At 32.4% G+C, this 23,145-nt stretch carries 22 protein-coding genes and 1 tRNA gene; 18 read left to right on the top strand and 5 right to left on the bottom strand.

Annotated features, from left to right (window positions below):
• Window positions 1-75: 75 nt before the first annotated feature.
• Together ABD771_RS07465 and nadE are read right to left on the bottom strand one after the other, a co-directional pair.
• Window positions 76-705: a response regulator transcription factor gene (locus ABD771_RS07465; protein WP_298304682.1), complete on the bottom strand. Its 630-nt coding sequence runs from the start codon at window positions 703-705 to the stop codon at window positions 76-78.
• An 88-nt stretch (window positions 706-793) separates the two neighbouring features.
• Complete coding sequence (gene nadE, locus ABD771_RS07460; RefSeq protein ID WP_345092912.1) at window positions 794-1,600, bottom strand: NAD(+) synthase; 807 nt, start codon at window positions 1,598-1,600, stop codon at window positions 794-796.
• Window positions 1,601-1,658: 58 nt separating this feature from the next.
• Here nadE and gldB point away from each other — a divergent pair, with 58 nt between their 5' ends.
• Both gldB and gldC read left to right on the top strand, forming a co-directional pair.
• Complete coding sequence (gene gldB, locus ABD771_RS07455) at window positions 1,659-2,627, top strand: gliding motility lipoprotein GldB (RefSeq protein ID WP_345092907.1); 969 nt, start codon at window positions 1,659-1,661, stop codon at window positions 2,625-2,627.
• Window positions 2,620-2,955, top strand: coding sequence for a gliding motility protein GldC (gldC, locus tag ABD771_RS07450; RefSeq protein WP_298304690.1), 336 nt, complete (start codon window positions 2,620-2,622; stop codon window positions 2,953-2,955). The genes gldB and gldC overlap by 8 nt, the downstream gene beginning before the upstream one ends.
• A 29-nt stretch (window positions 2,956-2,984) precedes the next feature.
• On the opposite strand, the gene ABD771_RS07445 is transcribed toward gldC, so the two are convergent.
• The 3 genes from ABD771_RS07445 to ABD771_RS07435 are packed head-to-tail and all read right to left on the bottom strand — an operon-like array spanning window position 2,985 to window position 5,024.
• Window positions 2,985-3,572, bottom strand: coding sequence for a hypothetical protein (locus ABD771_RS07445; RefSeq protein WP_345092903.1), 588 nt, complete (start codon window positions 3,570-3,572; stop codon window positions 2,985-2,987).
• Between the two features lie 31 nt (window positions 3,573-3,603).
• The gene (yihA, locus tag ABD771_RS07440; RefSeq protein WP_345092900.1) at window positions 3,604-4,224 is read right to left on the bottom strand and encodes a ribosome biogenesis GTP-binding protein YihA/YsxC; all 621 of its coding nucleotides are present in this window, start codon (window positions 4,222-4,224) and stop codon (window positions 3,604-3,606) included.
• A 35-nt stretch (window positions 4,225-4,259) separates the two neighbouring features.
• Window positions 4,260-5,024, bottom strand: coding sequence for an alpha/beta fold hydrolase (locus tag ABD771_RS07435; protein WP_345092897.1), 765 nt, complete (start codon window positions 5,022-5,024; stop codon window positions 4,260-4,262).
• A 403-nt stretch (window positions 5,025-5,427) separates the two neighbouring features.
• Here ABD771_RS07435 and mraZ point away from each other — a divergent pair, with 403 nt between their 5' ends.
• The 16 genes from mraZ to ABD771_RS07355 all read left to right on the top strand — a co-directional run bounded on the left by mraZ (window position 5,428) and on the right by ABD771_RS07355 (window position 23,120).
• Window positions 5,428-5,901 (top strand): division/cell wall cluster transcriptional repressor MraZ, encoded by a 474-nt coding sequence (gene mraZ / locus ABD771_RS07430; protein WP_345092894.1) that lies wholly within the window; start codon window positions 5,428-5,430, stop codon window positions 5,899-5,901.
• On the top strand, window positions 5,876-6,784 hold the full coding sequence (gene rsmH, locus ABD771_RS07425) for a 16S rRNA (cytosine(1402)-N(4))-methyltransferase RsmH (RefSeq protein WP_345092891.1): 909 nt from the start codon (window positions 5,876-5,878) through the stop codon (window positions 6,782-6,784). The genes mraZ and rsmH overlap by 26 nt, the downstream gene beginning before the upstream one ends.
• 66 nt (window positions 6,785-6,850) lie before the next feature.
• Window positions 6,851-7,198: an FtsL-like putative cell division protein gene (locus tag ABD771_RS07420; protein ID WP_298120636.1), complete on the top strand. Its 348-nt coding sequence runs from the start codon at window positions 6,851-6,853 to the stop codon at window positions 7,196-7,198.
• On the top strand, window positions 7,189-9,195 hold the full coding sequence (locus ABD771_RS07415) for a penicillin-binding protein (RefSeq protein WP_345092887.1): 2,007 nt from the start codon (window positions 7,189-7,191) through the stop codon (window positions 9,193-9,195). Before ABD771_RS07420 ends, ABD771_RS07415 begins: the two co-directional genes overlap by 10 nt.
• Window positions 9,192-10,655, top strand: a complete 1,464-nt coding sequence (locus ABD771_RS07410) for a UDP-N-acetylmuramoyl-L-alanyl-D-glutamate--2,6-diaminopimelate ligase (RefSeq protein WP_345092884.1) — start codon at window positions 9,192-9,194, stop codon at window positions 10,653-10,655. The genes ABD771_RS07415 and ABD771_RS07410 overlap by 4 nt, the downstream gene beginning before the upstream one ends.
• A 19-nt stretch (window positions 10,656-10,674) precedes the next feature.
• The gene (mraY, locus tag ABD771_RS07405; protein WP_345092881.1) at window positions 10,675-11,901 is read left to right on the top strand and encodes a phospho-N-acetylmuramoyl-pentapeptide-transferase; all 1,227 of its coding nucleotides are present in this window, start codon (window positions 10,675-10,677) and stop codon (window positions 11,899-11,901) included.
• Entirely contained in the window at window positions 11,901-13,235 is a 1,335-nt protein-coding gene (gene murD / locus ABD771_RS07400; protein WP_345092878.1) for a UDP-N-acetylmuramoyl-L-alanine--D-glutamate ligase, read from the top strand. The genes mraY and murD overlap by 1 nt, the downstream gene beginning before the upstream one ends.
• Window positions 13,236-13,256: 21 nt before the next feature.
• A complete protein-coding gene (locus tag ABD771_RS07395) occupies window positions 13,257-14,624 on the top strand; it encodes an FtsW/RodA/SpoVE family cell cycle protein (protein ID WP_345092874.1) in 1,368 nt (455 codons plus the stop codon).
• Window positions 14,625-14,656: 32 nt separating this feature from the next.
• Window positions 14,657-15,748, top strand: coding sequence for an undecaprenyldiphospho-muramoylpentapeptide beta-N-acetylglucosaminyltransferase (gene murG / locus ABD771_RS07390; RefSeq protein ID WP_345092871.1), 1,092 nt, complete (start codon window positions 14,657-14,659; stop codon window positions 15,746-15,748).
• An 87-nt stretch (window positions 15,749-15,835) separates the two neighbouring features.
• On the top strand, window positions 15,836-17,179 hold the full coding sequence (gene murC, locus ABD771_RS07385; protein WP_345092868.1) for a UDP-N-acetylmuramate--L-alanine ligase: 1,344 nt from the start codon (window positions 15,836-15,838) through the stop codon (window positions 17,177-17,179).
• A 37-nt stretch (window positions 17,180-17,216) separates the two neighbouring features.
• On the top strand, window positions 17,217-17,939 hold the full coding sequence (locus tag ABD771_RS07380) for a cell division protein FtsQ/DivIB (protein WP_345092865.1): 723 nt from the start codon (window positions 17,217-17,219) through the stop codon (window positions 17,937-17,939).
• A gap of 66 nt (window positions 17,940-18,005) precedes the next feature.
• Window positions 18,006-19,391 carry a cell division protein FtsA gene (ftsA, locus tag ABD771_RS07375; protein WP_345092862.1) on the top strand — a complete coding sequence of 462 codons (1,386 nt, stop codon included), beginning with the start codon at window positions 18,006-18,008 and terminating at the stop codon, window positions 19,389-19,391.
• Between the two features lie 90 nt (window positions 19,392-19,481).
• Window positions 19,482-21,425 (top strand): cell division protein FtsZ, encoded by a 1,944-nt coding sequence (ftsZ, locus tag ABD771_RS07370; RefSeq protein WP_345092859.1) that lies wholly within the window; start codon window positions 19,482-19,484, stop codon window positions 21,423-21,425.
• A gap of 285 nt (window positions 21,426-21,710) precedes the next feature.
• The gene (locus ABD771_RS07365; protein ID WP_345092856.1) at window positions 21,711-22,160 is read left to right on the top strand and encodes a GatB/YqeY domain-containing protein; all 450 of its coding nucleotides are present in this window, start codon (window positions 21,711-21,713) and stop codon (window positions 22,158-22,160) included.
• A 71-nt stretch (window positions 22,161-22,231) separates the two neighbouring features.
• Window positions 22,232-22,305, top strand: a tRNA-Arg gene (locus ABD771_RS07360).
• A gap of 17 nt (window positions 22,306-22,322) precedes the next feature.
• On the top strand, window positions 22,323-23,120 hold the full coding sequence (locus tag ABD771_RS07355) for a zinc-dependent peptidase (RefSeq protein WP_345092853.1): 798 nt from the start codon (window positions 22,323-22,325) through the stop codon (window positions 23,118-23,120).
• Window positions 23,121-23,145 lie beyond the last annotated feature (25 nt).

Here is a 23,145-nt window from a genome sequence, read left to right as displayed (position 1 = left end):
AAGTATTCAAAATAAAAATTCCAAATTCCAACGAACAATCAATTGGAATTTGGAATTTAAAATATTGGAATTTCTTTATACGATATCTAACGTCTTAGCTTTATTAACTAAATCTACTAAATTAGTAACATTTAGTTTTTGTAGAAGTCTTAGTTTATAAGTTGAAATTGTTTTTTCGTTTAGTCCTAAAACCTTAGAGATTTCATTATTTTTCTTTCCGTCACACAAGTAACGCAGTACTTCAATTTCTCTGTTAGATAATTTTCTGTAAAGACGTTCGCTTTTATTTTGTTTAGCAATCAATGCTAAATTTCTTTTAATACTATCACTAAGCATTACAATTCCTTGGTGAACTCTAATAATTGTTGTTCCAAGAGTTTCTAGCTTAGAAGATTTATGCACAAATCCAGCAACTCCTGCTTTTATGGCGTTAGGCGCATAAATTTGTTCATTCAAACTTGTAAAAACTAAAACTTTAGTATTAGGAAAATTTTTTATGATAGCTTTTAATTCGTAGATACTTTTCAAACCATCAAGTTCTAGATCTATTACTAATACATTGATTTCTTTATTCCTTAAAGCATCCGGAACCATAAAGAAATTTCCAACATTTGAGACCACACTAATTTCTGGATGATCTTTAAAATATGATTTTACGCCATAATGAACTACTGGGTAATTATCGGCAAGACAAACATTTATCATAATTTTAATTTTTTTAAGAAAAGATTTATAATCCCTATTGTAAAGTTACAAAAAAAAATGCAAACAATTGTGAATCAATGTTAAAATATTATTTCAATGCATTTGGAACCTCACAAACTGGTATTGGGTTCATCTTGTGCTGGTTTAAGAAATTTAATCGTTTATAAATATCATAGGCTTCTTTTTCTCGACCAGTAAAGTCTTCCGATTTACTTCCTTTTTCGTCCTCAAGCATTGCCCATTCCAATTCGTCATAACTTGCGCCTAGTTGGTCTTCGTCAGTCCTGTTGTCACCAAATAAACCATCTGTTGGTGCTGCATTTTGTATAGAATTAGGAATTTTTAAATAGCTTCCAAGAGCATAAACATCACTTTTCATCAAATCGGCTATCGGACTTAAGTCAACGCCACCATCGCCATATTTTGTGTAAAATCCAACACCAAAATCTTCTACTTTATTTCCAGTTCCAGCAACCAATAATCCATGAATTCCAGCAAAATAATACAATGTTGTCATTCTTAAACGTGCTCTTGTATTGGCTAATGATAAATGATATTTTGTATCACTTTCGCCAACAGGCATTTCGGTTTTAAAACTCTCATAAATTGGAGTTAAATCTGCTTCAGCACGACTCACATTCGGAAATCGTTTCATCAATTGCTCAATATGTTCTCTTCCTCTACTAACTTGATTTTGAGCTTGATGAATTGGCATTTCTATGCATAATGTAGTTAAGCCAGTTTGCGCACATAGAGTTGAAGTTACTGCAGAATCAACTCCACCAGAAATTCCTACAACAAAACCATTTACTTTTACGTTATTAGCATAAGTTTTTAACCAACTAACAATGTGTTCGTTTACTTTTTCTACCTGAATTGTACTTTTTTTAGGCATAGTTTAGAGATGAATTAAGAATTCGTAATGTATATTTGCAAAAATATTAAAATAAAACATGCAAAAATATTTTTATCTAGCAACAATTGGTCTTTTACTTTTTTCTTGTGATAACAAAAGTAAGGTAGAAAAAGCAGTTGAAGAAATTCCAGTCGAAATGAAAGTAGTTCGTTTCGAACAGGCTTTCTTTGATGCAAAACCTGAAAATTTGGCTGATGTAAAAGCTGAATATCCAGATTTTTTCCCTGAAGGTACGCCAGATGCGGTTTGGATTGATAAGATGCAACATCCACAATGGAGAGAATTGTATCAAGAAGTGGAAAAAAAATATAAAAATTTTGGTACGCAGCAATCTGAAATTGAAGATTTATTTAAACATATCAAATATTATTTTCCAACAATCAAAACGCCAACAATATACACGGTGATTTCTGAAATGGATAATGATAGTAAAGCTATTTATGCAAATGATAAATTAGTTATTGCTTTAGAATTATACTTAGGGAAAGACCATAAGTTTTATGGTGAGTTTCCAGCTTACTTAAGACAAAATTTCGAACAAAGACAGATGCTTCCCGACATTGTTTCTAGCTTTGCTTTTGGCGTTTTGCCTAATCCAAAAGATAAAGATTTGCTTTCAATGATGATAAGTTCTGGAAAAGAACTTTATTTAAAAGATATTTTGCTTCCAGAATATTCAGATGCCGAAAGAATTGGCTATTCAGAAGACCAAATAAAATGGAGTAAAGAAAACGAAAGTTACATTTGGGAATATTTTATAAACGATAAATTGCTGTATAGCTCTGATTCTAAATTGGCTAATCGTTTTATAAATGTAGCTCCATTCTCTAAGTTTTATTTAGAAATAGATAACGAGTCTCCTGGTAGAATTGGGCAATGGCTTGGATGGCAAATTGTTCGCTCTTTTATGGAGAACAATCCAAAAGTTACTATCCAAGATTTAATAAAAATGAACGAAAAAGATATTTTCGAATTATCAAAATACAAACCAAAAAAGAATGAGTAATAAAATCACATCAGAAATAAAATTTGTAGTCGAACTTGATGAAAATCGTGTTCCAGATAAACTAACATGGACAGCTCAAGACGGTGGTGTAGAGCTTGAAGAAGCGAAAGCCATGCTTTTGTCTATTTGGGATAGCAACGCCAAAGAAACTTTGCGAATTGATTTATGGACAAAAGACATGCCTGTTGATGAGATGAAAATCTTTTTCCATCAAACGCTAGTAGCAATGGCTGATACTTTTGAAAGAGCTACGCAAGATGAAAAAATGGCATCAACCATGAGAGATTTCACTGATTATTTTGCTGAGAAATTAGAGTTAAAAGGATAAAAAAATGGTTTGCTATGCGAATCATTTTTTTAATTTGTGATTTTTATTGATTTTTTATTGATTTGGTTTATAAGTTTTTTATAACATCCCATAATTACTTTATGTTTTGGTTTAAATGTTACACTAGAGAATTCATCTATTGAACCAATAATACTTTGGCTATAAGTTATTTCGCCTTTATTTAAATCATAAACTTCAATTGTAACTCTAGCAAAAGTCATTTGTTTTTTATAGTATGCATGATCTATTACATTAAAATTTGTCAAATCATTCCTTTCATCTTCACATTTTATATTAATATAAAAATCATAATTAGTTCCTTTTTTTAAATCTAAAATTGTTGTTCTGTTTGGTTTTAAATTTATTTTTTGTGGTATTAGTAATGATTTATTATCCAAATAATATGTAATGCGGTTTTTAAGATGTTCAGAAAAATCATTTAAAGAAACCTTGGTAATTTCTTCTTTAATTTCAGCATCTGCTTCAATGTCTCCTAACAACCATTTTCCTTTTGAAAAATCAATTCCAGATGTTCGACTCGAATTTTCTGTAAAATAATGAGTTGTATTACAGGAGCAAAGTGATAAAAAAAATATAAACAGAAATATGTTTCTCATTTTTATATTGTTGTATGTAATATGAAAATATCTAAAACTCATTCATTTCTTTAAAAACATCTTGATTTACACCATCAATAAACTCTAAAAGTTCTTCTTTTCCGGTACCTTCTGTAGATGAGGTTACAAAATGTTGTGGCATTTCTTCCCAATTGTTTGCTAGCAATTCTTTACGATAAGCAGCAATATGAGCAGCGACTTTTCCTTTACTAATTTTGTCAGCTTTAGTAAAAATAATACAAAAAGGAACTTCTGTTTCGCCTAAATATTCTATAAATTCTAAATCAATTTTTTGTGCTTCAAGTCTAATGTCTATTAATACAAAAGCGCAAACCAATTGTTCTCTTTGTTCAAAATAATCGGTAATAAATTCCTGAAAAACTTCTTTTGTTTTTTTAGAAACTCTTGCATAACCATATCCAGGTAAATCAACCAAAAACCAATTAGAATTAATTTTAAAGTGATTTATCAACTGAGTTTTTCCAGGTTTTCCTGATGTTTTTGCCAAATTTTTATGATTGGTCAACATGTTAATCAAGGATGATTTCCCAACATTGGAACGACCAATAAAAGCATATTCAGGCAAACGTTCCAAAGGACATTTACTTACATCTGAATTGCTAATTATAAATTCGGCGGTATTAATTTTCATGATATTTTTTTTGATTCACTCAGAATCATTTAATCTTACAAATGTTCTTTTGTCAACCAAATTTCAAGCAATCTATTGAACTCATCAGGATGTTCCATCATAGCAGCATGTCCACATTTATCAATCCAATATAAATCAGAATTTGGCATTAACTTATGAAATTCTTCAGCTACTTCTGGAGGAGTTACAGCATCATTTTTACCCCAAATTAAACAGGTTTTCACATGCATTTTTGGTAAATCTTTTGCCATGTTGTGACGAATAGCACTTTTAGCAATGGTAAGTGTTTTTATTACTTTAATTCTATCATTTACTACGTCAAAAACTTCATCAACCATTTCTTTTGAAGCTACTTTTGGATCATAAAAAACAGCTTCTGCTTTCTTTTTAATGTATTCATAATCACCTCTTTTTGGGTAACTATCACCCATAGCGCTTTCATAAAGCCCAGAACTTCCTGTTATTACAAGTCCGGCAACTTTTTCAGGATACATTTTTGTATGATATAAGGCAATGTGTCCACCAAGTGAATTTCCTAAAAGAATTACTCGGTCAAAACCTTTGTAAGTAATGAAGTCTTTCACATATTTTGCAAAAGCTTTTACATTAGTTTTTAAAATATTTTGTGTGTAAAGTGGCAGTTCAGGAATAACAACTTTATATCCTTTTTGAGAAAAATATTTTGCAACTCCTTCAAAGTTGCTTAATCCACCCATTAAGCCATGCAATATAACAATCGGAGTTCCTTCCCCAACTTCAATATAATTGTATTTTTTGTCTTTTACTGCAGTTAAATCCATATTCTTTGGCTCATTTTTTCAATTGTTACAAATATAACTTTTTAAATATTAATTCAAAACATATCCTCTTTTATTTGGATGAATTTCATAATTTCTTAATGTTATTTCTCTTAATGAAATTTTACAATTATCAACATTTCTGCAACTCATTTTTATTGCTTTTCTAATTTTATAAAAACAACTTTTTATTAAATTTTTCGCAACTAAATCTGTTTGACTGTCAATTTATTGCGTTAAATCAACGATTCTAAATGTTTTGTTAATAATTATTCAAAGTTAGTTTGGTTTTAAAGTAATTAACAAAAATCAGAAAGTGGTAAAACTTATTAACAAAGTGGATTTTTGTGGTAAAATGTGGAGAATTATTTTATATTTTTGCTCATTATCATTAAATAACAATTAGTTGAACTCATTAATCGGAACATACGAATGTAAAGTTGACGTCAAAGGAAGGCTGCTTTTGCCTGCGCCTTTGAAGAAACAACTTGCTGCTTCGCTTCAAGACGGTTTTGTTTTGAAACGTTCTGTTTTTCAGCCATGTTTGGAACTTTATCCAATGGCAGAGTGGAATTTAATGATGCAAAAAGTGAACAAACTCAATCGATTTGTAAAGAAAAATAACGACTTTATTCGTCGTTTTCAAGCCGGTGTAAAAGTGGTTGAAATTGATGCTTTAGGACGTCTTCTTGTTCCTAAAGATTTGACCAATTTTGCTCAAATTACTAAAGATGTTGTGTTGTCTTCAACAGTAAATATTGTTGAGATTTGGGATAAAGATTTATACGAAAAAGCTATAGATGATTCTGTTGGAGATTTTGCTGATTTAGCAGAAGATGTAATGGGAAATGTAAATGACGACGACAATGGAATATCATAATCCAGTATTATTAAAAGAAACAGTTGACGGTTTGAATTGTATTCCTGATGGTGTTTATGTAGACGTCACTTTTGGTGGCGGTGGACATTCAAAAGAGATTTTAAATCGTCTTGGTTCAAACGGAAAATTATTTGGTTTCGATCAAGATGAAGATGCTTGGGAAAACGCTTTACCAGATGAACGATTCACTTTGATTAAAGAAAATTTTAGATACATAAAGCGATTTTTAAGATTTCACGGAATCAAACAAGTAGATGGAATTTTAGCTGATTTGGGAGTCTCATCGCATCAATTTGATGTTCCAGAGAGAGGATTTTCAACGCGTTTTGATGCCGATTTGGATATGAGGATGAGCAAAAGAAATGAATTGAATGCTCACAAAATTATCAATGAATATGATGATGTCAATTTAAAAAGAGTTTTTCTTGATTATGGTGAATTAAAAGTTGCTCCAGCATTAGCAAGAACAATTATTGAGGCAAGAGAAATAAAATCTATTGATACAACCGATGAATTGAAATTGGTTTTACAACGTTTTTTGCCAGATCAATTTAAAAATAAAATTTTAGCTCAAATCTATCAAGCTATTAGAATTGAGGTGAATCAAGAAATGGATGTTTTGAAAGAGTTCTTAGAACAATCTCTAGATATTTTAAAACCCGAAGGAAGATTAAGTGTGATTTCCTATCATTCTTTAGAAGATAGATTGGTAAAAAGATTTATGAAAAACGGAATGTTTGAAGGTGAACCAGAACGCGATTTCTTTGGAAATTTTTCTGTTCCATTCAAGTTAATAGGAAAACTAATTGTTCCAACAGAAGAGGAAATAAAAATAAACAATCGAGCAAGAAGCGCAAAGCTAAGAATAGCAGAGAAAAAGTAAATAGTTTGCAGTTTTCAGTTTGAAAACAACTGAACACTGAATACTGAGCACTGAACACTAAATAATATGAAGATTGGAATTTACAACATATTAAAAGCAAGATTTCTTGTCAATGAAGACGCTACTAAAAATTGGCGCTTCATTGTGTTTTTAATTGTACTTGCCATAATCATGATTGCTAACACGCATCGATTTGAACAAAAAATATTCAAAATCGCTGATTTAACTAATGAAGTAAAAGAATTACGTTCCGAATTTGTGGATAGACGTTCCGAATTAATGAAGTTAAAAATGGAATCTACGGTTTCAAAAAAGATGGAAGCTAGAAATATATTTCCATCTCAGGTTCCACCACAAAAAATAAAAGTTAAACAACCAGAAGAAAAAAGTTTCTTTAAAAAAATATGGCAGTAGAAGATAAAAATATCTCTTACAGAATTTATCTGATGGCGTTCATCATCTTTTTGATGGCGTTGGCGATAACCATAAAACTCACTAATATTCAGTGGGTAGAAGGCGACTATTATAGAAAATTAGCGAAAGATAGAACGGTAAAAACTTTCGTAATTCCAGCTAATAAAGGAAATATTTATTCGTCAGATGGTAGTTTGTTGGCGACATCAATTCCTAATTATACTATTCGTTTTGATGCTGTTGCTCCAAAATCAGAGGATTTCGAAAGCAAAGCCGATTCTTTAGCAATGAGTTTGTCAAAATTACTAGGAAAACCAACTTCTCATTATCAATCATTATTGAGAAAAGCACGCGCTAATAAAAGCAGATATACTCTAATTGCAGAAGATTTAAGTTATACCGAATATTCAAAAATTAAAAAATTTCCACTTTTCAACAAAGGTGCTTACAAAGGCGGTATTATCGTGGAGCAAAAAACTGTTCGCGAACATCCAATCGGTAAAATTGCTGAGAGAACTATTGGTTACGAAAGAATTGACGAAAGTGGTCAACTAAAAAGAGTTGGAATTGAAGGAGCTTTCGGGAAATATCTTAACGGAAAAGACGGAAAAGTTTTAAAGCAAAAAATCGCTAAAGGTCAGTGGAAACCTATTCGTGATCAAAATGAAGTGGATCCACAAGATGGGTACGATGTAATTTCAACTATTGATGTTTATATTCAAGATATTGCACACCACGCCTTGTTGAAACAGCTAGAAGAATATGGAGCTGAACACGGTTGTGTTGTTGTAATGGAAACCAAAACAGGTCAAGTTAAAGCGATTTCTAACCTAGGAAGAGACGAAAAATCAGGTAATTATTATGAAACGATTAATTATGCTGTTGCAGAATCTCACGAACCAGGTTCTACATTCAAATTGATTGATATGATTGCGCTTTTAGATGATAACAAAGTTGATACTTCTAAGGTTTATGATAGTCGTGGCGGTATAATTACGTATAGAGGTGATAAAGTTCGTGATTCGCATGAAGGTGGATATGGGAAAATTTCTCTTGGAAGAGGTTTCGAGGTTTCCTCAAATACAATTTTAGTTCAAGCAGTTTATGAAAATTACAAAAATAATCCTCAAGAATTTATTGATAGAATAAACAAAATGGGTTTAAATAAACCTCTTGGATTACCATTTCAAGGAGAAGGAAAACCTATAGTTCATCAAACATCAGATAAAAATTGGAATCCTAATATTTTACCATGGATGGCTTTTGGATATAGTGTCGCCATGACGCCTTTACAAACGTTGACTTTGTACAATGCTGTTGCAAATAACGGAGAAATGGTAAAACCACAATTCGTTTCTGAAATTAAAGAATGGAATAAAACCATCAAGAAATATGATAAACAAATTATCAATCCGAAGATTTGTTCCGATGCAACTATTAAAAAATTAAAATCATTGTTGTTGAATGTTGTAAAAAGAGGAACTGGAGCAAAGTTGTATTCTAAAGATTTTTCTATGGCAGGAAAAACAGGAACAGCACAAGCCAATTATGGGACTAATGGAGGAAGTGAGAAACATTATATTTCTTCTTTCGTTGGATTTTTTCCAGCTGAACATCCAAAATATTCTTGCATTGTAGTAGTTCACAAACCAAATACTTCAATGAATAATTATTACGGTGCAGACGTTGCTGGACCAGTTTTCAAGAGAATTGCACAAAAGATTTTTACAGATGCACCGTCAACAAATGAAATCAAAAATCTTGATAAAAAAGTAGCTAAACAAGAAACAAAATATCAAGAATATTTTACAAAGGCGCAAAATGTAAAAAATACAATCCCAAATCTAAAAGGAATGCCAGGAATGGATGCAGTAGCACTTTTGGAAAATTTAGGAATTAAAGTAAAAGTAAAAGGAATTGGGAAGGTAAAAAATCAGTCGATTCAAGCAGGACAACCTATTATAAAAAATACAATTATAACACTAGAATTATCGTGATCGTTTTAAAAGACATATTATATAAAGTTGCAATTGAAGCTGTAAAAGGTTCAACGGAAATTGCTGTGAATAAAATTGAATTTGATTCGAGAAAAATTCAAGAAAACGACGTTTTTTTAGCCATTCGTGGAACAGTTTCTAACGGTCACGACTTTATCGAAAAAGCAATTAATCTTGGAGCCGTTGTGATTGTTTGTGATACATTGCCAGAAGTAATCATTACAGGAATTACTTATATTCAAGTTAAAGATACTAATTCGGCATTGGCTTTTATGGCTTCCAATTATTATGATAATCCATCGTCAAAATTACGTTTAGTTGGAATTACAGGAACTAATGGTAAAACAACTATTGCTTCACTTTTATACCAATTATTCAAAAAAGCAGGGTACAAAGTTGGTTTGCTTTCTACGGTAAAAATTATGGTGAATGATGTTGAACATAAAGCAACTCACACAACGCCAGATTCTTTAACCATCAATTATTTTTTAAATGAAATGATTGAAATCAGTTGCGACTATTGTTTTATGGAAGTGAGTTCGCATGGTGTTCATCAAAAACGTACAGAAGGATTGCAGTTTGAAGGTGGAGTTTTTACTAATTTATCGCACGATCATTTAGACTATCATCCAACTTTTGCAGAATACCGTGATGTTAAAAAATCGTTTTTTGATCATTTGTCAAAATCAGCTTTTGCATTGACTAATGTTGATGACAAAAATGGAGCAGTAATGCTTCAAAATACCAATGCAAGAAAGTTGACTTATGCTTTAAAATCGTATGCTAATTATAAAGCGCAAATTCTTGAAAATCAACTTTCAGGATTGTTGCTTAAAATTAATGAAAATGAGGTTTGGGTAAAACTTATCGGAACATTTAACGCCTATAACTTACTCGCAATTTATGGAACAGCTGTTGAATTAGGATTAGAAAGTCTTGAAGTTTTGAGATTACTATCGGAATTAGAAAGTGTTTCAGGTCGTTTTCAATTTATTGTTTCAAATGATAAAATTACAGCCATTGTTGATTATGCTCATACGCCGGATGCTTTAGAAAATGTTTTGAAAACCATCAATGATATTCGTACAAAAAACGAACAATTGATAACCGTTGTAGGTTGTGGTGGTGATAGAGATAAAACGAAAAGACCAATAATGGCAAACATCGCAACACAAATGAGCGATAAGGTTATAATAACTTCTGACAATCCACGAACTGAAAATCCGTCAACGATTATAGCCGAAATGGAAGCTGGTGTTGAACCACAAAATTTCAAAAAATCACTTTCTATTGAAGATAGAAAACAGGCTATAAAAACTGCTTGTCAATTAGCAAACGCCAATGATATTATTCTAATTGCAGGAAAAGGTCACGAAACCTATCAAGAAATTCAAGGTGTTCGCCATGATTTTGATGATATGAAAATTGTTAAAGAATTTTTAGAACAAATGAACAAATAACCCAATATACCTAACCAATATGTTATACTACTTATTTGAATATTTAGACAAAACACTTGACATTCCAGGAGCTGGAGTGTTTCAATATATTACGTTTCGTTCGGCTATAGCGTTGATGTTATCATTAACACTGTCAACTATTTACGGAAAAAAAATCATCACTTTTTTGAGAAATCAACAAGTTGGCGAAACTGTCCGTGAGCTAGGTTTGGAAGGTCAAACTCAAAAAGCAGGAACTCCAACAATGGGTGGATTAATCATCATTTTTGCAACCTTGATTCCTGTTTTGTTATTGACTAAGTTGAATAATATTTATATCATTCTTCTAATTGTGACCACACTTTGGATGGGAACTATTGGTTTTATTGACGATTATATCAAAATATTCAAAAAAGACAAACAAGGTTTAAAAGGAATTTTTAAAGTTATAGGTCAAGTTGGTTTGGGAATTATTGTGGGTTCAGTATTGTATTTTAGTCCAGCAGTTACTGTTCGTGAAAAGTCAGCTACGCCTATCACTTTCAACCAAACTGGAAATACAATTTCACAACCTGCTAAAGAAATAAAGGCAACTACGACAACAATTCCGTTTACAAAAAACAACGAATTGGATTATGCTCAAATCCTAAAACCATTTACAGATGATTATCAAAATTGGGCTTGGTTGGTATTCATTCCAATTGTAATTTTCATTATTACAGCAGTTTCAAATGGTGCCAATTTAACCGACGGAATTGATGGTTTAGCCGCAGGAACATCAGCAATATCAGTTCTTGCACTCGGTATTTTTACATTTATTTCGGGTAATATCATTTTGTCCAATTATTTGAATGTGATGTACATCCCAAATTCAGGTGAGATGACCATTTTTATTGCTTCTTTCGTTGGAGCTTTAATTGGATTTCTTTGGTATAATTCTTATCCAGCATCAGTTTTTATGGGTGATACAGGAAGTTTGACTATTGGCGGAATTATAGCAGTTTTAGCAATTTCGGTAAGAAAAGAAATGCTACTTCCGGTTTTATGTGCCATTTTCTTTGCCGAAAGCGCTTCAGTAATTATTCAAGTGACCTATTTCAAATATACAAAAAAGCGATTTGGCGAAGGAAGAAGAGTTTTCTTGATGTCACCATTGCATCATCATTATCAGAAAAAGGGATATCATGAAAGTAAGATTGTAACTCGTTTTTGGATTGTAACCATTTTATTGGCAATTGTTGCAATTGTAACCTTGAAATTGAGATAATGAAACGATTAGTAATTCTTGGTGGAGGCGAAAGCGGAGTTGGAACAGCAATTCTAGGTAAGAAAGAAGGATATGATGTTTTTGTATCCGATTTCGGAAAAATTAAAGACAATTATAGAGACGTTCTTAATCAATATGAAATACAATGGGAAGACGAACAGCATACCGAAGATAAAATTCTAAATGCTGATGTAGTAATGAAAAGTCCCGGAATTCCAGAAAAGGCTTCAATTGTAAAAAAGCTTATCGAAAAGGGAATTCCAGTTATTTCTGAAATTGAATTTGCTTATGATTTTACAAAAGCAATGACCATTGGAATCACAGGAAGTAATGGTAAAACAACGACAACAATGTTGACGTATCATTTGCTAAAAGAAGGTGGATTAAATGTAGGATTAGGAGGAAATATTGGGAAAAGTTTTGCTTGGCAAGTAGCTGAAGAAAATTACGATTCTTATGTATTAGAATTAAGCAGTTTTCAGTTAGACGGAATTATAAATTACAAGCCACATATTGCCATAATTACTAATATAAGTCCAGATCATTTAGATCGATACGATTATAAATATGAAAATTACATCGCATCGAAATTTAGAATAACAATGAATCAAACCGAAGAAGATTATCTCATTTATGATGCAGATGATGAAGCTATCGGAAATTGGTTAAAAAATAACAAAGTAAAAGCACAATTAATTCCATTTTCGATATCAAAAGCAATTGAAAACGGAGCATTTTTAAATAACAACACTATGGAAATCAACATCAACCAAGAAGAGTTTTTAATGGAAACGGCAAACATCGCACTTGAAGGAAAACACAACATGAAAAATGCAATGGCAGCAACTTCTGTAGCAAATATTTTACGCATTAGAAAGCAAACAATTCGTGAAAGTTTATCCAATTTTCAAGGTGTTGAACATCGTTTAGAAAAAGTGCTGAAGATTCACAACGTGCAATACATTAACGATAGTAAAGCTACCAATGTTAACGCAACTTTTTTTGCTTTAGATAGTATGACAACGCCAACAGTTTGGATTGTCGGAGGCGTTGATAAAGGAAACGATTATGCCGAATTAATGCCTTTGGTTCACGAAAAAGTAAAAGCAATTATCTGCCTTGGTGTTGATAACAAGAAAATAATTGACGCTTTTGGAAATGTAGTAGATATGATGGTTGAAGTAGATAATATGAATGATGCAGTAAATACAGCAAGACACATCGCAGAAAAAGGCGACACTGTTTTATTATCTCCAGCTTGCGCTAGTTTCGATTTATTTCAAAACTACGAAGACAGAGGAAATCAATTTAAAAGAGAAGTAAGGAATCTATAATATCAAATATCTAATATTAAAATGAAACAACTAATAAGCAGACTACACGGAGATAAAGTCATTTGGGCATTTGTTGCTCTTTTGGCGTTATTCTCTTTTATGCCTGTTTTTAGTGCGAGTAGTAATTTGGCTTACATGCGTCATGGGTCGGGAAATGCCTTAACCTATTTGCTAAAGCATGCCATTCATATCACCATTGGATTTGTAATAATTTATCAAGTTCACAAAATTCCGTATCATTATTTTAGAGGAATTTCAAGAATTACATTACCAATTGTATGGGTTTTATTAGTCTATACTTTGGTAAAAGGAACCGTAATTGACGGCGCAAATGCCAGTCGTTGGATTCAAATTCCATTCATTGGAATATCCTTTCAAACATCAACCTTTGCAGCAATTGTGTTGTATATTTTTGTTGCGAGGTATTTATCCAAAAAAAGAGAAGTTGCACCCGATTTTAAGCAATCGTTTCTAGAACTTTGGTTGCCAGTATTTGTTACTGTCGGATTGATTTTTCCTGCGAACTTTTCTACAGCAGCATTAATTTTTTCAATGGTTATTATGCTAACTTTTATTGGTAAGTATCCATTGAAATACATCGGAATCATTCTTGGAACCGGATTGCTTTGCGGATTGTTTTTCATTCTAATAGCTAAAAAATTTCCAGATGCTTTTCATAATCGTGTGGATACTTGGATTAGTCGTATTGATAATTTCACAAGCGACAAACCAGATGAAGATGATTATCAAATTGAGAAAGCCAAAATCGCAATAGCATCAGGTGAAATATACGGACTTGGGCCAGGAAAAAGTGTTCAAAAGAATTTTTTGCCTCAGTCATCTTCTGATTTTATTTTTGCTATAATTGTAGAAGAATTTGGACTTTTTGGAGCCTTTGCAATAATTTCAATTTATCTTTTATTGTTGTTCCGTTTTGTTGTAGCATCTCACAAAGCTAATTCGCTTTTCGGAAAATTAGTCGTCGTCGGACTCGGTTTTCCAATAATATTTCAGGCATTAATCAATATGGCAGTTGCGGTCGAGTTGTTGCCAGTTACGGGACAAACTTTACCATTAATTAGTTCTGGAGGAAGTTCTGTTTGGATGACGTGTATAGCTCTCGGAATTATTCTAAGCGTTACCAAAAAAGAAGAAGAAATTGCAAAAGAACTCGAAGAAGCCGAAAAAGAACTCGAAGAAAAGAAAAAAAGAGACGAAGTTTTACAAAGAATCATCGACAGAGAATTGAATGGAGTTGAAGATGAAGTAGATGAAAATCAAGAGAAGGTTAATCAAATGAAAGCATCTATCAAAGGCAAAATAATGGAGGAAGATTTTTCAATAGAGGAAAATCCAATGCTAGCCATAAAAGGAATGCGAAAAAAATAAATTGAACTGCCTTTTAAGGCAATAAGATAAAAATGAAAAAATTAAAATTCATATTAAGTGGTGGCGGAACAGGTGGACATATCTATCCTGCAATCGCTATTGCCAACGAATTAAAATCGCGTTTCCCGGATGCTGAGTTCCTTTTTGTAGGTGCGCAAGACAAAATGGAAATGCAAAAAGTGCCTCAATCAGGTTATGCTATTGAAGGACTTTGGATTGCAGGCTTACAAAGAAAGTTGACGTTGCAGAATGCCATGTTTCCATTAAAATTAGTTAATAGTTTATGGAAATCTCGAAAAATAATTAAGAAGTTTAAACCAGATGTTGTAATCGGAACAGGCGGATTTGCTAGTGGACCATTGTTGCAAGTTGCTAACAGTTTGAACATTCCAACAGTAATACAAGAACAAAATTCCTATCCTGGAATTACCAATAAATTATTGAGTAAAAAAGCTAATGCCATTTGTGTTGCTTATGAAAATTTAGAACGATTTTTTCCAAAAGATAAAATTGTATTCACAGGAAATCCTGTTCGTCAAGATATTTTAGATGTTGATTCTAAAAGAAGTGAAGCGATGTCTTATTTCAATTTGGATGAAAACAAAAAGACATTACTAATCATTGGCGGAAGTTTAGGCTCAAGAAGAATCAATCAACTAATTGCCAAAGAAATTGATTTTTTACGCAATAATAACTTGCAAATATTTTGGCAATGTGGTAATTTATATATGACAGATTACAAGCATTTTTCTGAGACAGAGAATGTGCAAGTAGTTTCGTTTATTGATAGAATGGATTTGATTTATGCTGCTGCAGATTTTGTGATTTCTCGCGCTGGTGCTTCATCTGTTTCGGAATTATGTTTGGTTGGCAAACCGACTATTTTTATTCCATCACCAAACGTAGCCGAAGATCATCAAACCAAAAATGCGAAAGCAATTGTAGATAAAAATGGTGCTTTACTAATAAAAGAAAGTGAGTTAGACGAAAAATTTGAATCACTTTTCAATAAACTAATTCACGACGAGAATTTGCAAAAGAGTTTAAGCGAAAACATGAAAAAATTAGCAAAACCCAATGCAACAAAAGATATAGTTGAACAAATAGTAAAACTAATACAATAACAATGTCAATAGCAACTTCAAAAATCAATTGTACATTTTGAATTTTGAGATTGATTTTGAAGTTGAATTTTGAAATTGAAATTTAATATGAACTTAAATCAAATACATAACGTCTATTTCATCGGAATTGGAGGCATCGGAATGAGTGCTTTGGCTCGTTATTTCCAAAATATTGGAAAAAATGTTTCGGGTTACGATAAAACACCAACGATGTTAACCGACGAATTGATTGCCGGCGGAATGAACATTCATTTTGAAGATTCAATTGCGGCAATTCCTTCCGATTATTATGTAGAAAATACTTTAGTAATTGTTACGCCAGCCGTTCCAGTTTCGCATTCAGAATGGAATTATTTTATTGAAAGAGATTATGTAATTAAAAAAAGGGCTGAAGTTCTTGGTTTGATTACAAAAGATACGTTCTGTTTTGCTGTTGCAGGAACCCACGGAAAAACAACTACGTCAAGTATTTTAGGTCATATTATGTATGAAAGTGGAGCTGATGTTACAGCATTCCTTGGTGGAATTGTAGAAAATTATCATTCTAATTTAATCGGAAGCGGAAAAACAATAACCGTGGTTGAAGCCGATGAATTTGATCGATCGTTCTTGCATTTGCATCCAAATATTGCTTGCGTAACCTCAATGGATGCGGATCATTTAGATATTTATGGCGATGCTTCTGCCATCGAAGAATCATTTAGAGAATTTGCCAATAAAGTTTCCGATAAAACCAAAATATTTGTTCCAAAAGGATTGGATTTAGAAGGTTTGACCATAGCAATTAATGACGAAGCAACGTTTAAAGCGTTTAATATCCGAATAGAAAATAGTGCTTATGTTTTTGACGTTCAAACACCAACAGAAGTAATAACAGATATTGCTTTTGGTTTGCCAGGACATCATAATTTAATGAATGCGCTAATGGCTTTAGCAATGGCCAAAACTTATGGAACCCCAACCGAGTCCATTGCTAATGCTTTAGCTACGTTTAAAGGTGTACAAAGAAGATTTTCGTATCAAATAAAATCAGAAAATCGCGTTTATATAGATGATTATGCGCATCATCCAACAGAAATTAATGCGGTACATCAAGCAGTGAGGGAATTGTATCCAAATCAAAAAGTTTTGGCCATTTTTCAACCTCACTTGTTTAGTAGAACAAAAGATTTCGCAGATGATTTTGCTAAAAGTTTATCGCAATTTGACGAAGTTCTTTTGTTAGATATTTATCCAGCAAGAGAATTACCAATGGAAGGAATAACAACTTCTTGGTTAATGTCTAAAATGACAAATGATAATAAGAAATTAGTTTCAAAAGAAGAGCTAATTGGCACAATTTTAGAAAGTGATGCGAAGATAATTGTAACGATAGGAGCAGGCGATATTGGCGAATTAGTACCATCAATAAAAACTGCTTTAGCTGAATAACTTCCAACTTTAGTTGGATGAAAAAAAATAAATAATTATGAAATTTCTAAAATGGAACAATATCCGATTAATACTAATGTTTGCATTAGTAGTTTTTCTGTATTCGTTTACGTCAAATAGAAATTCACATCGAAAATTAAAGAAATCAGAAGTGATTTTTGTTGGAGATAACAACAATTTTGTTAAACAAGAATCGGTTAATAAATTGTTAATAGAAAATAGTTCAGATGTAAAAACCATTGAAAAATCGGACTTAAATTTGAACAAATTGGAAAATTCTATCAACAAACATCCTATGGTTGAAAAATCAGAAGTTTTTGTAAGTGTTGATGGTGTTTTAAAAGCGGTGGTGAAACAAAAAACACCCATAGCAAGAGTGTTTAGTGAGGAAGGTTCGTTCTATATTGATTATGAGGGAAACAGAATGCCACTTTCTGATATAAGTACAGCTAGAGTACCGCTAATTTCGGGGGTTATTGACAACAAAAACAAGAAGAAATTATCCGAAGTTTTGAAGATGATTTACAACGATGAATTTTTGAAAAAAAATATCATTGGTGTGCAAATTTTGCCTGATGCTAGCTTAATGATGACCAACAGGAACTACGATTTTAAAATCGAGTTTGGCAAAATGATGAATGAAGAAAAGAAATTTAAAAATTATAAAGCATTTTTTCAGAAAGCAGTTTCAGATACGATGCTAAATAATTACAAGAAAATAAATTTGAGATTTACACATCAAGTTGTTTGTACAAAATAACTTCTAGTAGAAAATCAAGAAAGTAGAGATAGAATAAATATTGTATCGAGCAAATTAGTTGACAATATGGAGAATAGAGAAAACATTGCAGTTGGTTTAGACATCGGAACTACGAAAATCGTAGCGATGATTGGTAAGAAAAATGAGTACGGTAAACTTGAAATTTTAGGTCTTGGAAAAGCCAAAAGTTTAGGTGTGGCTCGTGGTGTTGTAAATAATATTACACAAACTATTCAATCCATCCAACAAGCAGTTTTAGAGGCGGAAGAAAACTCAGGATACAAAATCAATGATTGCGTTGTTGGTATTGCAGGACAACACATTCGTAGTATTCAACACACGGATTATATCAGTAGAAGTAATCCAGAAGAAGTAATTAGTGGAAAAGACATTCAATTGTTAATTGATCAAGTGAATAAATTAGCGATGTTGCCAGGTGAAGAAATTATTCACGTGTTGCCACAAGAATTTAAAATAGACGGACAATCTGAAATCAAAGAACCAATTGGAATGTATGGTGGACGATTGGAAGCAAGTTTTCACGTTGTTGTTGGACAAGCAGCTTCTATCAGAAATGTAGGAAGATGTATCCAAAGTTCCGGAATTGAATTATCTGGATTAACATTGGAACCTTTAGCTTCAGCTGATGCCGTTTTAAGTCAAGAAGAAAAAGAAGCAGGTGTTGCATTAATCGATATTGGTGGTGGAACAACAGATTTAGCCATTTTCAAAGACGGAATCATTCGTCATACAGCTGTAATTCCTTTCGGAGGAAATGTGATTACAGAAGATATTAAAGAAGGTTGCTCAATTATCGAAAAACAAGCTGAGTTATTAAAAGTAAAATTTGGTTCGGCTTGGCCAGGAGAAAATAAAGACAACGAAATTGTTTCTATTCCAGGATTACGCGGTAGAGAACCAAAAGAAATTTCTTTGAAAAACTTATCTAAAATCATTCACGCACGTGTGGTTGAAATTATTGAACAAGTTTTTACAGAAATAAAAGTTTACGGACACGAAGATCCAAGAAAGAAATTGATTGCAGGAATAGTTCTTACAGGTGGTGGAGCGCAATTGCAACACATTAAACAATTAGTGGAATACATCACAGGAATGGACACTAGAATTGGTTATCCTAACGAACATTTGGCAGGAAATTCTAGCGAAGATATTTCAAGTCCATTATTTGCAACAGCAGTTGGATTAGTGATGAATAGTGTTGCTAACAATACGCAAAGTGCCTATAAATTAGAAGTAAGTCAAGCTATTCCGCAGCCAAGACCAATTGCTAGACCAGTTGTTGAAGAAGTGCAAGAAGTAATACAACAACAAGAAGATCCAATTGAAAATAAAGTTGAAAAAGAAGTGGAAACGACTGAAGGAAAAATCAGAAAATCATTTTTTGATAAGTATGTTGATAAAATCAAAGATTTCTTAGACAACGCTGAATAATTTAATATTAGATTTATAATATCAGATATTAGATTTAGAGAGAAAAACAAAACAAGAATACAGAATAAAATCAAACAAAACCAAAATAGTATGATAAGCAACTCAGAATTTGGAAGTATCTCATTTGATTTACCTAAAAATCAATCAAATGTTATTAAAGTTATCGGAGTTGGTGGCGGAGGAAGCAACGCAATCAACCACATGTTCAAACAAGGAATCAAAGGTGTAGATTTCATCGTTTGTAATACTGATTCTCAGGCATTACAAAATAGTCCTGTGCCAAATAAAATTCAGTTGGGTGTAAACTTAACAGAAGGTTTAGGAGCAGGAGCAAACCCAGACGTTGGTCAACAATCAGCGATTGAGAGTATCGATGATATTGAAAAAATGTTGGACAGCAACACCAAGATGGTTTTCATCACCGCAGGAATGGGTGGAGGAACAGGAACAGGTGCAGCTCCAGTAATAGCTCAATTAGCTAAAGAAAGAGACATACTAACGGTTGGTATTGTTACAATTCCTTTTCAATTTGAAGGAAAAGTACGTCAAGACCAAGCATTGGCAGGAGTTGAAAGATTAAGAAAACAAGTAGATTCATTAATTGTTATCAATAATAATAAATTAAGAGAAGTTTACGGAAATCTTGGTTTCAAAGCAGGTTTCTCTAAAGCTGACGAAGTTTTAGCAACTGCATCACGCGGAATTGCTGAAGTAATTACACATCACTATACTCAAAATATCGATTTAAAAGATGCTAAAACGGTATTGGCAAACAGTGGGACAGCTATTATGGGTTCTGCGATTGCAAGTGGTGAAAATAGAGCTAAAGATGCTATTATTTCTGCTTTAGATTCTCCATTATTGAATGACAATAAAATTTCAGGTGCTAAAAACGTATTGTTGCTTATCGTTTCGGGTACTAATGAAATTACTATTGACGAAATCGGAGAAATCAATGACCACATTCAAGCTGAAGCAGGTCACAACGCCAATATTATTATGGGAGTTGGTGAAGATGAAGCTCATGGTGATGCTATTGCAGTTACAATTATTGCAACAGGTTTCAACGTAGAACAACAAAACGAAATCGTAAATACAGAAGTTAAAAAAATCATTCATTCACTAGAAGATGAGCAAAAGTTAGTTCATGACTTAACTCAAAAGCCAGTTGATTTTTTTCAACCGAAGGTAGAGACTCCAATTGAAGTAACTGCCGAAGTTAAAGAAGAAAAAATTGTTTTCGAATTAATCGAAGATGAAGTAAAACAAGAACCAGTTGTAGCAAAAGTTAACGAAAACGAACTAATTGCGATGAACGACTTCATCCGTAATTTAGATGTAACTTTCGAAATCGTTTCTCCTATAAAAGATATCGATTTTACTTTTACAACTCCAGCGGTAAACGAGATTAAAGTTGTTGAGCCACAAGTTGTAGCTAAAGAAGAAGAGCAAATTACATTCTCTTTCGATTTGCCAATTGCTAAGCCAGTTGAAAACACAATTGAAGAAGACAGAATTATATTCGATTTATCTGCCGAAACTAAAGACATCAAGGTTAACGAACATGTTGAATTTGTTCCAGTAACTGAAGTAAATCAAAACGGAGTAATCAAATATTCTCTTGAAGAATATATGGAAATTGAAAACGATTTGTTGAGTTCTAAACCAGCTGCTAAGTTGGAAGAACCAATTGAAGAGTCATTAAATTTCACAATGAAAGTAGCTGAGCCAGCAAAACCAACTTACGCTACACATTCAGATGATATTTCTCCAATGGAAATGACTATTGAAGAAACTTTAAAACTACGTGCTGACGAAAGAAGACGTAAATTAAAAGAATTCAATTACAAGTTTCACAACAATCCATCGAGAGTTGACGAACTTGAAAGAGAACCAGCATACAAAAGATTAGGAGTAGATTTAACAGAAAATCAAAACCTAAACAACAATTCAAGAATGTCATTAGGAACCGATAGTAACGACGATATTCAGTTACGTTCTAACAATTCATTCCTACACGATAACGTGGATTAATCCCAAATTAATCTTTAAATCTAACCCAAAAGTTCCATGTAATTTTTGGGTTATTTTTTTTACCTTTGTGTGGCTTTTTGGATGCATGCTGAAGAATTTCAGTAGCGAATGGTTTGCGCATTTTTGTAATCCATTTTCCTGCTTTCCACAGTATCTTTTATTTTGTTGCCTTCGAGAACCTCAGGCAACAAAATAAAAGGATACATGTTCCAATCAGGGCTAAAGAGCAATTCATTTGAATAAAATCAAAATTCTAAAATCGTTAATCTTAAATCATAAATCAATATGAGTTTACAATCAAAAATAATGGACGTAATGAAAGATGCCATGCGTTCTAAAGATACCGTGGCATTGGAAGCATTGAGAGCTATCAAATCAGAATTATTGTTAGCACAAACTGCAACAGGTTCAAAAGAAGAAATTTCAGAAGTTGACGAAATCAAAATTTTACAGAAACTTGTAAAAATGAGAAAAGACAGCGCCGAAATTTATAAAACGCAAAATCGTCCCGATCTAGCAGAACCAGAATTAGCTCAAATTGCTGTAATCGAACAATTCCTTCCAGCACAACTTTCAGAAGCTGAAGTAGAAGCAATTGTTTCTAAAATCATTGCAGAAACCGGAGCATCAGGAATCGCATCAATGGGAAAAGTTATGGGATTAGCCTCAGCACAAATCGGCGGACAAGCTGAAGGGAAAACTATTTCAGCTATTGTTAAAAAATTATTAGTTTAATTTATAAGTACAAAGTACGAAATACAAAGTACGAGGAAAAACTTTGTATTTCGTACCTCATACTTCAAATTGGCTGCGTAGTTCAACTGGATAGAATATCAGATTTCGGCTCTGAGGGTTGGGGGTTCGAATCCCTTCGCGGTCACAAAAACCAAAAATCATTTGATTATACTTTACCTTCTTTTTGCTGGAGTAGCAGCATTTTTTTTCTTTGTTGTTTATTCAGTAATCGAGGAAAAATATGGTGTGCTTTTCAATAAACCATTTTACATTCATTTTTATCCAACTATTAAAGCATTGGATGCCAATCAATCCTATGTTTTAAACAAGCAATTTGATTATTACAATTCACTTTCAGATAAAAAGAAAAAATACTTCGAACATCGCGTTGCAACTTTCATTGAACGATATGAATTTATAGGAAAAGAAGATTTTATTATAACTGATGAAGTTCAAGTTTTGATTGCTTCAACTTCGGTAATGTTAACCTTCGGTTTGAGAAATTATTTGTACACCAATATTGATAAAGTAATAGTTTATCCATCGGTTTATTATTCGGAAATTAATGATGCTTATCACAAAGGAGAGTTTAATCCACGAATGAAAGCTATTGTTTTTTCTTGGGAAGATTTCAAAGTAGGTTACGAAATTAAAAACGATAATTTAAATCTCGGAATTCATGAATTTGCTCACGTACTTCATTTTCACGGAATGAATAGTCAAGATACAAGCGCCATAATTTTTTCAAGAATGTATGATAGAATTCGAAAAGAGGTTGAACATCCTGTAAACAGAGAAAGATTAGTCAATTCCGATTATTTTAGAATTTATGCTTACACTAATCAGTTTGAATTTTTAGCTGTTATTATCGAGCATTATTTTGAATCACCTCATTTGTTCAAACAAGAATTCCCGAAGCTTTATGAAAATGTGAGTAAAATGCTAAATCATAAGCATTAATTTTAAAGTAAATTTTTTCAATTTT

Origin of the sequence: Flavobacterium chungnamense, from assembly GCF_039539165.1 — a bacterium.
GTDB lineage: Bacteria > Bacteroidota > Bacteroidia > Flavobacteriales > Flavobacteriaceae > Flavobacterium > Flavobacterium chungnamense.
The sequence above is the reverse complement of the archived record's forward strand: the minus strand, read 5'-3'. Positions and strand labels throughout refer to the sequence as shown.

Bases quoted from the DNA above. Each gene is read 5' to 3' on its own strand.
- yihA (WP_345092900.1), bottom strand. From the start codon at position 4,224: ATGAAAATTAATACCGCCGAATTTATAATTAGCAATTCAGATGTAAGT.
- murD (WP_345092878.1), top strand. From the start codon at position 11,901: ATGAAACGATTAGTAATTCTTGGTGGAGGCGAAAGCGGAGTTGGAACA.
- ABD771_RS07365 (WP_345092856.1), top strand. From the start codon at position 21,711: ATGAGTTTACAATCAAAAATAATGGACGTAATGAAAGATGCCATGCGT.
- ABD771_RS07395 (WP_345092874.1), top strand. From the start codon at position 13,257: ATGAAACAACTAATAAGCAGACTACACGGAGATAAAGTCATTTGGGCA.
- ABD771_RS07445 (WP_345092903.1), bottom strand. From the start codon at position 3,572: ATGAGAAACATATTTCTGTTTATATTTTTTTTATCACTTTGCTCCTGT.
- nadE (WP_345092912.1), bottom strand. From the start codon at position 1,600: ATGCCTAAAAAAAGTACAATTCAGGTAGAAAAAGTAAACGAACACATT.
- ABD771_RS07380 (WP_345092865.1), top strand. From the start codon at position 17,217: ATGAAATTTCTAAAATGGAACAATATCCGATTAATACTAATGTTTGCA.
- ftsA (WP_345092862.1), top strand. From the start codon at position 18,006: ATGGAGAATAGAGAAAACATTGCAGTTGGTTTAGACATCGGAACTACG.
- gldC (WP_298304690.1), top strand. From the start codon at position 2,620: ATGAGTAATAAAATCACATCAGAAATAAAATTTGTAGTCGAACTTGAT.
- ABD771_RS07415 (WP_345092887.1), top strand. From the start codon at position 7,189: ATGGCAGTAGAAGATAAAAATATCTCTTACAGAATTTATCTGATGGCG.
- ABD771_RS07435 (WP_345092897.1), bottom strand. From the start codon at position 5,024: ATGGATTTAACTGCAGTAAAAGACAAAAAATACAATTATATTGAAGTT.
- ftsZ (WP_345092859.1), top strand. From the start codon at position 19,482: ATGATAAGCAACTCAGAATTTGGAAGTATCTCATTTGATTTACCTAAA.
- ABD771_RS07420 (WP_298120636.1), top strand. From the start codon at position 6,851: ATGAAGATTGGAATTTACAACATATTAAAAGCAAGATTTCTTGTCAAT.
- murG (WP_345092871.1), top strand. From the start codon at position 14,657: ATGAAAAAATTAAAATTCATATTAAGTGGTGGCGGAACAGGTGGACAT.
- mraY (WP_345092881.1), top strand. From the start codon at position 10,675: ATGTTATACTACTTATTTGAATATTTAGACAAAACACTTGACATTCCA.
- ABD771_RS07465 (WP_298304682.1), bottom strand. From the start codon at position 705: ATGATAAATGTTTGTCTTGCCGATAATTACCCAGTAGTTCATTATGGC.
- rsmH (WP_345092891.1), top strand. From the start codon at position 5,876: ATGACGACGACAATGGAATATCATAATCCAGTATTATTAAAAGAAACA.
- gldB (WP_345092907.1), top strand. From the start codon at position 1,659: ATGCAAAAATATTTTTATCTAGCAACAATTGGTCTTTTACTTTTTTCT.
- murC (WP_345092868.1), top strand. From the start codon at position 15,836: ATGAACTTAAATCAAATACATAACGTCTATTTCATCGGAATTGGAGGC.